This is a genomic window from Streptomyces chilikensis, from assembly GCF_001642695.1.
Classification (GTDB): Bacteria; Actinomycetota; Actinomycetes; order Streptomycetales; family Streptomycetaceae; genus Streptomyces; species Streptomyces chilikensis.
Genome location: NZ_LWCC02000005.1, coordinates 1,895,733 through 1,906,305 on the forward strand (window position 1 = coordinate 1,895,733; position 10,573 = coordinate 1,906,305).

Here is a 10,573-nt window from a genome sequence, read left to right on the forward strand (position 1 = left end):
CGCCGCGTTACGGTCGAAGCATGCGTATCGTCATCGCCGGAGGCCACGGCCGAATCGCCCTGCGACTGTCGCGTCTGCTCACCGCGAGGGGCGACGAGGTCGCGGGAATCATCCGCAACCCCGATCATGAGGCCGACCTGCGCGAGGCCGGCGCCGAACCCCTCGTGTGCGACCTGGAGTCGGCCTCGGCGGAGGAGGTCGCCGCGCTCCTCCGCGGCGCCGACGCCGCCGTCTTCGCCGCGGGCGCGGGCCCGGGCAGCGGGGCGGACCGCAAGGCGACCGTCGACAAGGGAGCCGCCGTGCTGCTCGCCGACGCCGCCGTGCGCGCGGGCGTCCGCCGCCTCCTGGTGGTCTCCTCCATGGCCGCCGACCCGGACCACGAGGGCGACGAGGTGTTCGACGTCTACCTGCGCGCCAAGGGCGAGGCGGACGCCCACGTCCGTTCCCTGGGCGACGCGCTGGACTGGACGATCCTGCGCCCCGGCATGCTCACCGACGACGCCGGCACCGGCCGCGTCCTGCTCAGCGCCTCCACCGGCCGGGGTCCCGTCCCCCGCGACGACGTGGCCGCGGTCCTGGCCGAACTCCTCGACTTCCCGGGGACGGTGGGGCTGACCCTGGAACTGATCAGCGGCTCCACGCCGGTCCAGGACGCGGTGAAGATGGTCTCCGGGGAGTGATCCGCCCACGGGGGGGACGCCCCGGCCCCCGCCCTCCGTGAGCCCTTCCGAGCCCTCGGTCCGCCCTCCGCACGCCGGGGCCGTCGGCCGGCTACCGCCGCCGGTCCCGCTCGTCCCGCTCGTCACCCCCGGCGGCCTCCTCGGCGTACGCCGCCAGCGCCTCCGTCACGTACCGCTCGGCGGCGTCCTTCCGCACGCCGAGGCCGCTGAGGACGCCCTCGCCGTTCTCGTGCTCCAGCAGGGCGAGCAGGATGTGCTCGGTGCCGACGTGGTTGTGGCCGAGCCTCAGCGCCTCGCGGAAGGTGAGCTCCAGGACCTTCTTGGCCGCGGAGCCGTAGGGGACCAGTTCCGGCGGGTTCGCGGACGCCGGCGGGAGCAGCGGCGTCACGGCCTGCCGCACGGCCTCCGGGGTGGCGCCCTGCGCCGTCAGCGCCCGGGTGCCGATCGACTCCGGCTCCGCGAGCAGGCCGAGCACCAGGTGCTCCGGCAGCCCTTCCGCGCCGTCGGCCGCCTTGGCCTCGGTGTGCGCCGCCCCGACCACGCTGCGGGCGCGGGGCGTGAACCGGCTGAACCCCTGGGCGGGGTCGAGGTCGTGGGACTCCTTGGGCACGAAGCGCTTCTGGGCTGCCTGCCGGGTGACGCCCATGCTCTGTCCGATGTCGGTCCACGAGGCGCCGGCCCGCCGGGCCTGGTCCACGAAGTGGCCGATGAGGTGGTCCGCCACCTCGCCGAGGTGCTCCGCGGCGATCATCGCGCTCCGCAGCTGGGCCAGGGCGTCGGAGTCGCCCTGCTTGATGGCGTGGATCAGGTCGTCGAGGCGCACGGAAGCCGCGCCGAGCGGGTTCGTCGTCATGCGTCAACCGTAAGTTGACACCCCGAGGGCGTCAACCCGCAGTTGACAGTCTTCGGCCGTTCGCCCACGGCCCGCCCCGGATTCACTTCGAGTGGACAGGGGCGGGCGGGCGGGACCCCCTCCGGCCCGCCGTGAGGGTCGACCGGGAAGAGCCCGCACAAGGCACCGGCACGGTCCCGGGAAGGGGCCGACCGTCGATCGGGGGAGGCGCTGCGCGAACTCGGCCTCGCTCGGCTCGAGTTCCGGCAGCTCAGGGGGTCAAGAGGCCGATCAGCAGGGCGAGGGGCAGGAAGACCATGGGGATCGACATCAACCAGCCTGTTCGGCGCGTCGTCCTCGCCCCCACGAGGGCGCAGAACGGCACCACGAGGAGCACGTAGAGGAAGAACACCGCCAGAACGACGACTCCGGCCCCTGAGCCCACAGCCCCTCCCCCTGAAACCTGTCGCAACACTGCCGCGGCCCCGCCCGAACACCCGCACTCAGCATTTGAACACGTTCAAATACTCTTGGCCAGACCCCTTCCGCAAAGGCGTCTCCTGCGGCAGCCACGCGAGGGGCGCGCGCCCCGGGGACACCTGGGGCGCGGCTTGGTCGAAGACGGGAGGCGGGTGGCACGAGAGGGGGCAGGTCACCTCGCGGCCTCACCCGCCGGAACGCTCCGCGGGCAAAGCGAAACCCCCTCCGACCTGCCGTGATGGCTGGTCGGAGGGGGCTCCGTGTCTGGTGGCGGCGCCAGGATTCGAACCTGGGAAGGCTGAGCCGGCAGATTTACAGTCTGCTCCCTTTGGCCGCTCGGGCACACCGCCTAGACGGTGCCACGAAGTCGAACCGGTTTGTGGCCGGGTCTCCCTCGCGACGACGTAAACAATACCTGATGCGCGGGGGTGCTCCGCCACTCCATTGATCGCGGTTCGGCGGGCGGGAGATGGCTAGGCTTGGGCGGGCCCGGTCCGGGGCGCGGTCTCCGGGTCGGCGGCCCCGCAAGCACCCCGACACAGACCCCGATGCAAGGAGCCACAGGACATGGCCGACTCCAGTTTCGACATCGTCTCGAAGGTCGAGCGGCAGGAGGTCGACAACGCCCTCAACCAGGCCGCCAAGGAGATCTCGCAGCGCTACGACTTCAAGGGCGTCGGCGCCTCGATCTCGTGGTCCGGTGAGAAGATCCTGATGGAGGCGAACTCCGAGGACCGGGTCAACGCGGTCCTCGACGTCTTCCAGTCCAAGCTGATCAAGCGCGGCATCTCGCTGAAGGCCCTGGAGGCCGGCGAGCCGCAGCTGTCCGGCAAGGAGTACAAGATCTTCGCGGAGATCAAGGAGGGCATCTCGCAGGAGAACGCCAAGAAGGTGGCGAAGCTCATCCGCGACGAGGGCCCCAAGGGCGTCAAGGCGCAGGTCCAGGGCGAGGAGCTGCGGGTCAGCTCCAAGAGCCGGGACGACCTGCAGGCCGTGATCGCGCTGCTGAAGAACCAGGACTTCGACTTCGCGCTGCAGTTCGTCAACTACCGGTGAAAAACCGGTAGTTGACGCGCCGAGTGACGGGGGCGCATCGCGGGGCCTGCCCTGCGGTGCGCCCCTCGCCGTTGTCCGCGGGCGGTCCGGGGTTGGCGGAGGAGGGCCGGGTCCGGCAGATTCGCCCCCATGACCTCCGTGGTGCAGAACGTGGCGATCGACTGTGCGGACGCGTACGCGCTGGCGCGGTTCTGGAGCGAGGTGACCGGCTTTCCGCTGGATCCCGACGCGCGGCCCGGGGACCTGGAGACGCAGGTGACGGCGGTGGAGGGGCCGCACCTGTACTTCAGTCAGGTGCCGGAGCCCAAGACGGCCAAGAACCGGGTCCATCTCTGCCTGCGGCCCCGGACCTCGCGCGACGAGGAGACGGCGCGGCTCGTGGAGCTGGGGGCGACCCTGGTGGACGACCTCCGGCAGCCCGACGGCTCGGGCTGGGTGGTGCTCGCCGACCCGGAGGGCAATGAATTCTGCGTGCTGCGCGGCGAGTCCGACCGCGCCGCGCAGCGGACGGCGTCCTGAGGACCCGGGGCGACGGGCGCCGTCGCCGTCACCGGTAGCGTTCCCGGCATGAGTGAGCAGGGTGGGCTGCGGCGGACGCTCGGGGTCCGGGACGCCGTGGTGATCGGACTGGGATCGATGGTGGGGGCCGGGATCTTCGCGGCGCCGGCTCCCGCGGCGCGGGCGGCCGGCACGGGCCTGTTGGCGGGGCTGGTGGTGGCGGGGTTCGTCGCGTACTGCAACGCGACGTCCTCGGCGCGGCTGGCGGCCCTGTACCCGGCGTCCGGGGGGACGTACGTGTACGGGCGGGAGCGGCTCGGGGAGTTCTGGGGGTACCTCGCCGGGTGGACGTTCGTGGTGGGGAAGACCGCGTCCTGCGCCGCGATGGCGCTGACGGCCGGCGCCTACCTCTGGCCCGGGCACGAGCGGGTGGTGGCGGTGGGCGCGGTGGTGGGGCTGACGGCCGTGAACCACCGGGGCGTGCAGCGGTCCGTCCGGCTGACACGGGTGATCGTCGCGGTGGTGCTGGCCGTGCTGGCCGCCGTGGTGGTGGCGTGTCTGGGCCCGGGCGGAGGGACCACGGAGCAGGTGCCGGGAGGCGCGGCGACCGTGGGCGGCGTGCTGGAGGCGGCCGGCCTGCTGTTCTTCGCGTTCGCCGGTTACGCGCGGATCGCCACGCTGGGCGAGGAGGTGCGGGATCCGGCGCGGACCATTCCGCGGGCGGTGCCGGTGGCCCTGGGACTGGCGCTGGTGGTGTACGCGGTGGTGACGGCGGCCGTGGTGTCGGTGCTGGGCACGGGCGGGCTGGCCGGGTCGGCCGCGCCGCTGGCGGACGCCGTCCGGGCCGCCGGGGCGGGGTGGCTGGCGCCGGTGGTGCGGGTGGGCGCGGCGGTGGCCGCGCTGGGGGCGCTGCTGGCGCTGATCCTGGGCGTGTCGCGGACCACGCTGGCGATGGCCCGGGACGGGCACCTGCCCGGCGCCCTGGCGGCCGTGCACCCGCGTTTCCGGGTCCCGCACCGGGCCGAGTGGGCGGTGGGGGCGGTGGTGGCCGCGGTGGTGGCCACGGTGGACCTGCGGGGCGCGATCGGCTTCTCGTCCTTCGGCGTGCTGCTGTACTACGCGATCGCCAACGCGTCGGCCTGGACGCTCAACCGGACGGCCGCCGCCCGCGTCCTCCCCGGTGCCGGGCTGCTCGGCTGCCTGGCCCTGGCGTTCGCCCTGCCCGCCGCCTCGGTGGCCGCGGGGGCGGCCGTCGTCCTGGCCGGCGCGCTCGTGTACGGGATCCGGCGGACACTGAAGTCGTAGGGATTCCGCGCGAAGGGGGAACAGCCGTGAAGCCGGTCAATCTGGTGCTCAACATCCTGTGGGTGGTGTTCTGCGGCTTCTGGATGGCGGTGGGCTATCTGGTGGCCGCCCTGATCGGCTTCGTGCTGATCGTCACCATCCCGTTCGGCATCGCCTCGCTGCGGCTCGCCGGGTACGCCCTCTGGCCGTTCGGGCGGACCACGGTGCCCAAGCCGACGGCGGGCGTGGGCTCGATGATCGGGAACGTGGTGTGGGTGATCGTGGCGGGCTGGTGGCTGGCCATCGGGCACCTGGTGACCAGCGTCCCGCTGTTCCTCTCGATCATCGGGATCCCGTTCGGCTGGGCGAACCTGAAGATGATCCCGATCTCGCTGATGCCGCTCGGCACCGAGGTCGTCTCCGCGGAGGAGGCCGAGCGGACTCCGGCGGGCGGCCCGCAGCGCTGGTGACCCCGGCGGCACGGCGGAGGCGCCGGCCCGTGCCGGTGCGGTCCGCGAGGACCGGCCTCGGCAGGCCCGCGTCGCGAATCGGCCGGGCGCGGGGGTGCGCGCGGGAGCGGCCCACGGCCTCGGCCGGACCATCGGGGCCTTCCCGCAGCGGGTCCGCCGCGGCGGCGACGGTGCGGCCGTGCTCGTCGTCGCCGTGGCACCGGAACCACGGGCCCGCGTCGGGCCCGCCCGAGGCGGCCATGGTCGCCGTGAGGGGGCGGGGCGGCAGGCCGCGCGCCATCCGGGCGGCGCGGCGGTCCTCGCCGTTCCCCGTTCCCGCGCGGGCACCTGGACGGCGGCGGTCCCCGGAGACTGGAGAGGGGCTCGGCCTCCGCTCCACGAGGGGTGGACGACCGCACGAGCGCTGCCGGAATCCGGAGCCGCGCGACCCGCCCGCCGCACGGGCGCGGAACCGGACGGAAGCCGTCGGCCGGCCCGTACACGGCTCCCGCCGCCGGACGGATTCCACCCCTTCGCAAGCCTTTGACCTGGGAGGACGTCCACCGGACGGGTGTCGCCGGGCACCGGACCGCGAAGGCCGAACGCGTGTCGCCGCCGTCCGGTCACTTTCCGTTGACTGGCTGTACCGCCCATGCCAAGGTCTGGGCGCGGCGTTCCCGCCCGATCGGCCGGGAGCGCCGCGGAACGGCTCGTTTCCCTCCTCCCGGGGAAGCGCCCACCACGCAGACAGCAACGGGGAGCGCCCACTGTCATGGACGACATGACCACCGCAGCCGCACCACCGCCGCGCCACTCCCGCCGGCCGTCGCCGGCCGTACCGCTCACGAGCAGCCGGCGGGCGTGCCACCCCGGATGAGCCGGCGGGCGTGTCGCACCGGATGACCGCCTGATCCGTCCGCACCCCGCGAGTGCGCCGCCGGAACCGGCATTCCCCGGCCCCGGCGCACCGCCGGGCGGGCAGTCCCGCACGGTCGCCCCCTGCTTCCCGCACCCCGGGAGTCCTCCCCGGCCCCGCTCGACGGCGGAGCCGGTCCGGTCGCGCCCCGTACCGGGGAACGGCCGGGCGCGGAGCCGCCGGGGGGAGGGCGTTCCGCCCCGGTCCGCGGCACACGGCCTTCGGGCCGGTCCCGCGACGGCCGCACCGGCGGTCCCGTCGTCCGGCGCCGCCCCGGCGGCCGGGGCGGGTGAACCGTCCGGGCCCCGCGGGGAGCCGTGGGGCGGGTGGGCCCGACGACGTCCTCGCCGGCACCGCACGCACGGCGTCCGCACCCGCAGCGGGCCGGCCGCCGTCCCTCTCCCTCGCCCCCCACCTCCCAGCGAAGGACAGTCATGACGCACCTACCGGACCCCCAGGTTTGCGTGGTGATCCCGACCTACAACCGGGCCGAACTGCTGCGCCGTCAGCTCGAAGGGCTCACCCGGCAGAGTCTGGCGCCCGAGCGGTTCGAAGTCGTCGTCGCCGACGACGGGTCCGCCGACCACACGGCCGAGGTCGTCGCCTCGTTCTCCGGCAAGCTCAGGATCGGGTTCCACACCCAGGAGGACCTGGGGTTCCGGGCCGCCGCCGTCCGCAACGGCGGCGCCCGGCTGGCCACCGCCCCGCTGCTGGTCTTCCTCGACACCGGCGCCCTGTTCGGACCCGACTTCCTCGCCGAGCACATCGCCGCGCACGCGGGGCCGAGGCCCGACGGCACCCGGGGCGGACGCCTCGTCCTCGGCTACGCCTACGGCTACAACCCCTACCGGCCCTTCCCCGGCCTCGCCGAGATCCTCGCGCAGAGCGATCCCGAGGACGTGGTGCGGTCCCACGGCGGGCAAAAGGAGTTCCAGGACCTGCGCCACGCGGAGCTCGACAGGGTCGGGTTCGACCTCGGCCGGCTCGCCGCACCGTGGATGCACGTGTGGGCGCTGAACATGTCGCTGCCCACCGCCGACTTCGAGGCGGTGGGAGGGTTCGACGAGGACTTCCGCTCCTGGGGCGGAGAGGACCTCGAGTTCGGCTTCCGGGTCCACGGGCACGGCCTCCCCCTGGTGCTGTCGCGGCGGGCGTGGGTGCTGGAGAGCCCCCACGAACGCGACCTGGACGGCAACCGCGCCAGCAACTGCGCCAATTCCTGGCTGCTGTGGGAGAAGCACCCCGAGCCGGTCATGGAGCTCTACGGCGCCATGTACTCCCGCAACCACTACGACCCGCCCCTGGAGCACGAGTACGGGCGTCTGCTGGAGTGGCAGGAGCGGGCCGCCGGCCTCGACGTGCGGGCGGAGGCGGAGCGGCTGGCGGCCGAACCGCTCCCGGACGGCCGGGCGGCCTCCCGGGTGGTGGTCCTGGGCGCCGGCGGTCGCCCGCCCCGGCTTCCGGACGGCGTCTCGTGCACCCTGGTCGACTTCGACCGGCGGGCGCTCGACGCCCTGCCGGCGGCCGGCGGCGTCACAGCGGTCCACGCCGTCGGCCTGCGCACCGTCCTCGCCGCGGGCTCCGCGGACCTCGTCGTGATCACGTCGCGGCTGCGGGGGCTGTGGGAACGCTGGTCCGGCGACCTGCTGGACGAGGCCCGGCGGATCGGCGCCACGGTGCGGGTCGCGTTCACCGACGGATCCGGTTCCCGGTGAGGACGGTCATGAGCCGGACCTCGCTGGTCGGCACGCCCCAGCGCAAAATCATGATGGGTGTCCTGCTCGTCGACACGATCGCGGCCGGGGCGTTCTACCCGCTGACCTTCCTCTACCTCCGCCTCGGCACCGACCTGCCGGTCACCCGGATCGGCCTGGTCCTCACCGGCGGCGGCCTGGTCGCCCTGCTGCTCAACCCCCTCGCGGGAAGCATCGCCGACCGCTGGGGTGCGCAGCGGACGATCGTGGCGGCGAACGCCTGCTGCGGCGTCGGCTACCTGGGGCTCGTCGACATCCACGGCTGGCCCCAGCTCGTCGTCGCGGTCGCGTTCATCACGCTGTCCCAGCGTCTGTACTGGGTCGGCTGGCCGGTCTTCGTGGCCGAGCAGGCGGCCGAGGGCGAGACGCTGGACCACTGGTTCGCCGTGGTCAACGCGTTCAAGAGCGGCGCGCTCGGCCTGGGAGCGGCCCTCGCCGCGGTGGCCCTCTCCGTCGGGGACGTCGGCACGCTGCGGGCCATCCTCCTCTGCGCGGTCGCCGCCTCGTTCCTGTCCGCCGTGGTGTTCGCACGGCTGCGGACGGCCCCCTCGTCGCCGGGGAAGGACGGCGCGGACGAGGGGTCCGGCGACGGGGCGGGCGCGTCGGACGCGGCCGGCGCGGGATGGCGCGCGGTGCTCCGCGACCGGCCGTACACCGCGATGACCGCTGCCCACACCGCCCTGACCTTCGCCTGGCTGCTGCCGGGCGTGGCGCTGCCGGTGTACCTCGTGGACACCCTCGACCTGCCGCCGTGGGTGCCGTCGGCCGCCTTCGCGATGAACACCGTCCTGCCCGTCCTGTTCCAGACGACGGTGTCCCGAGCGCTCGTGCCCCTGCGGCGCACCCGTGCCGTGCTCATCGGGGCGGGCTTCTTCGTCCTGGCGTTCGCCCTGTTCGCCGGGGCCCACGACGCCCCGCCGGCCTTCGCCCTCCTGTGCACCGCGGCGGGCATGGTCCTCTTCTCCCTCGGCGAGATGTCGGCCGGGCCCGCGGCCCAGGCCCTGTCGATGGACGCCGCCCCCGTGCCCCTGCGCGGCAGGTACTCCTCGGTCTTCCAGACGTCCTGGACCGTCTCCAACGTCGCCGGTCCGGCCGTCGTCGGCGCGCTGCTGGGGTGGAACGGTCTGGCCCTCTGGCTCGTCCTGGGCCTGCTCGTCGGAGCCGGGGGGCTGGGCTTCGTCACCTGTGAGAAGAGGTTCCCGGCGCGTGTGCTGCGTACCGGGCCGAACGGAGGCGACCGGTGAACGACGCACCCCGTGTCCTGCACGTGAGCACCAGCACCAAGCTGGGCGGCGTCAGCGAGGTCGTCCGCAGCGAACTGCCGTACCTCGCCGAACTCGGCTGGCGGACGCACTGGGTCCTGGCGCACGCCCTGGACGCCGCCCACGACGCCGCGTTCGTCCTGCACAACGGCCTCTACGGGGCCCGGAGCGAGGACTTCCCCGAGGAGAGGGTGCGCCGGGGGGTCGGCCACTTCCTCGCCGCCAACGAGGCGGCCGTGGTGGCGGCCGCCCGTGACGCCGACGTGGTCGTCCTGCACGACCCGCTGGTGCTCACGCTGGCGACCGCCGTCCGGGCGGTGGCACCACGCGTCGCCTGGCGCTGCCACATCGGCTCGGAGGACCTGGGGGCGATCGACCGGAGCGCCGTCGAGTTCCTCCGCCCCCGGCTCGACGTCGTCGACCACCTGTTCTTCTCCGACGCGCGCCAGATCTGGCCGGGGTGGCGGGACGACGGCCGGACCGTCGTCGTCCCACCGGGCATCGATCCCCGGTCGTGGAAGAACCGGGACCTCCCGGACGACGTCGTCGACGAAGTGTGGTCCCGCCTTCACGCCGCCCGCGGCTGCTCCGTCGCCCGTGTCACGGGCGAGGAGGACGGCCGGATCCTGGTCGACGACTTCGGTACCGGCGGTCTGCGCCACCGCGACGCCCCGTTCGTCCTCCAGGTCTCCCGGTGGGACCCGCTCAAGGGCCAGCTCGGGGTCCTCCGGTCCTTCGCCCGGCTCGCCGACGACGACCGGGAGACCGAACTGGTGCTCGTCGGGCCGCACATCGACGACCGGCGGAACTACCCGGCGAACCGCGCGATATGGCAGGGCCTCATGGACGCCCGGGCGGAGCTCCGCCCCGGGACGCGCGAGCGCGTGCACATCTGGCGCTTCGGCCCCGACCAGCGCACCGGGGAGGACCTCGCCCTCAACGTGCTGCGCGGCCGGGCCCGCACGGTCGTGCAGAACAGCAGCCGGGAGAGCTTCGGCCTCACCGTCTCCGAGGCCATGTGGAAGGGAGCGGTCGTCGTCGGCGCCGACACCGACGGCATCCGGGCCCAGATCCGGCACGACGTCAACGGCCTGCTCACCCCCTACACCGAGGGCGACGGCCCCTGGCCCCGGACGGTGCTCCGCTCGCTGACGGACGAGGAGGGGCGTGCCCGCTGGGGCGCGGCCGCGCGCGCCGCCGTCGAGGAGCGTCACCTCTCCCGTCTCGGCGTGCTGCGGCAGGTGGCGGCCTTCGAGGGCGCCACCGGCCCCGCGCGGGGGCGCGCCCGGCCGGGACCGCCCGCCGCCGGGGCGGCCCCGGACGCCCCGGTTCCGCCCGCCCCGCCCTCCTGACCCCTGCCGG

General features: G+C 74.3%; 10 protein-coding genes and 1 tRNA gene. 8 read left to right on the plus strand and 3 right to left on the minus strand.

The window, feature by feature from the left end:
• Nucleotides 1–20 precede the first annotated feature (20 nt).
• Nucleotides 21–680: an NAD(P)H-binding protein gene (locus A2U95_RS08470; RefSeq protein ID WP_166021563.1), complete on the plus strand. Its 660-nt coding sequence runs from the start codon at nucleotides 21–23 to the stop codon at nucleotides 678–680.
• Nucleotides 681–771: 91 nt separating this feature from the next.
• Here A2U95_RS08470 and A2U95_RS08475 read toward each other — a convergent pair whose 3' ends face one another.
• The 3 genes from A2U95_RS08475 to A2U95_RS08485 all read right to left on the minus strand — a co-directional run bounded on the left by A2U95_RS08475 (nucleotide 772) and on the right by A2U95_RS08485 (nucleotide 2,342).
• A complete protein-coding gene (locus A2U95_RS08475) occupies nucleotides 772–1,533 on the minus strand; it encodes a Clp protease N-terminal domain-containing protein (RefSeq protein ID WP_166021564.1) in 762 nt (253 codons plus the stop codon).
• Nucleotides 1,534–1,783: 250 nt separating this feature from the next.
• Nucleotides 1,784–1,957 carry a hypothetical protein gene (locus tag A2U95_RS08480; RefSeq protein WP_166021565.1) on the minus strand — a complete coding sequence of 58 codons (174 nt, stop codon included), beginning with the start codon at nucleotides 1,955–1,957 and terminating at the stop codon, nucleotides 1,784–1,786.
• Between the two features lie 300 nt (nucleotides 1,958–2,257).
• A tRNA-Tyr gene (locus A2U95_RS08485) sits at nucleotides 2,258–2,342 on the minus strand.
• A gap of 217 nt (nucleotides 2,343–2,559) precedes the next feature.
• On the opposite strand from A2U95_RS08485, the gene A2U95_RS08490 reads away from it, so the two are divergent.
• The 7 genes from A2U95_RS08490 to A2U95_RS08520 all read left to right on the plus strand — a co-directional run bounded on the left by A2U95_RS08490 (nucleotide 2,560) and on the right by A2U95_RS08520 (nucleotide 10,563).
• Entirely contained in the window at nucleotides 2,560–3,048 is a 489-nt protein-coding gene (locus tag A2U95_RS08490) for a YajQ family cyclic di-GMP-binding protein (protein WP_166021566.1), read from the plus strand.
• Between the two features lie 129 nt (nucleotides 3,049–3,177).
• The gene (locus A2U95_RS08495; RefSeq protein ID WP_166021567.1) at nucleotides 3,178–3,567 is read left to right on the plus strand and encodes a VOC family protein; all 390 of its coding nucleotides are present in this window, start codon (nucleotides 3,178–3,180) and stop codon (nucleotides 3,565–3,567) included.
• A gap of 48 nt (nucleotides 3,568–3,615) precedes the next feature.
• Nucleotides 3,616–4,851, plus strand: a complete 1,236-nt coding sequence (locus tag A2U95_RS08500; RefSeq protein ID WP_166021568.1) for an APC family permease — start codon at nucleotides 3,616–3,618, stop codon at nucleotides 4,849–4,851.
• 26 nt (nucleotides 4,852–4,877) lie between these two features.
• Entirely contained in the window at nucleotides 4,878–5,300 is a 423-nt protein-coding gene (locus tag A2U95_RS08505; protein WP_166021569.1) for a YccF domain-containing protein, read from the plus strand.
• Between the two features lie 1,329 nt (nucleotides 5,301–6,629).
• Nucleotides 6,630–7,910, plus strand: coding sequence for a glycosyltransferase (locus A2U95_RS08510; RefSeq protein WP_166021570.1), 1,281 nt, complete (start codon nucleotides 6,630–6,632; stop codon nucleotides 7,908–7,910).
• Between the two features lie 8 nt (nucleotides 7,911–7,918).
• Nucleotides 7,919–9,193, plus strand: coding sequence for an MFS transporter (locus A2U95_RS08515; RefSeq protein WP_166021571.1), 1,275 nt, complete (start codon nucleotides 7,919–7,921; stop codon nucleotides 9,191–9,193).
• Nucleotides 9,190–10,563 (plus strand): glycosyltransferase, encoded by a 1,374-nt coding sequence (locus A2U95_RS08520; RefSeq protein ID WP_166021572.1) that lies wholly within the window; start codon nucleotides 9,190–9,192, stop codon nucleotides 10,561–10,563. The genes A2U95_RS08515 and A2U95_RS08520 overlap by 4 nt, the downstream gene beginning before the upstream one ends.
• Nucleotides 10,564–10,573 lie beyond the last annotated feature (10 nt).

Bases quoted from the DNA above. Each gene is read 5' to 3' on its own strand.
- A2U95_RS08515 (WP_166021571.1), top strand. From the start codon at position 7,919: ATGAGCCGGACCTCGCTGGTCGGCACGCCCCAGCGCAAAATCATGATG.
- A2U95_RS08475 (WP_166021564.1), bottom strand. From the start codon at position 1,533: ATGACGACGAACCCGCTCGGCGCGGCTTCCGTGCGCCTCGACGACCTG.
- A2U95_RS08510 (WP_166021570.1), top strand. From the start codon at position 6,630: ATGACGCACCTACCGGACCCCCAGGTTTGCGTGGTGATCCCGACCTAC.
- A2U95_RS08470 (WP_166021563.1), top strand. From the start codon at position 21: ATGCGTATCGTCATCGCCGGAGGCCACGGCCGAATCGCCCTGCGACTG.
- A2U95_RS08495 (WP_166021567.1), top strand. From the start codon at position 3,178: ATGACCTCCGTGGTGCAGAACGTGGCGATCGACTGTGCGGACGCGTAC.
- A2U95_RS08490 (WP_166021566.1), top strand. From the start codon at position 2,560: ATGGCCGACTCCAGTTTCGACATCGTCTCGAAGGTCGAGCGGCAGGAG.
- A2U95_RS08500 (WP_166021568.1), top strand. From the start codon at position 3,616: ATGAGTGAGCAGGGTGGGCTGCGGCGGACGCTCGGGGTCCGGGACGCC.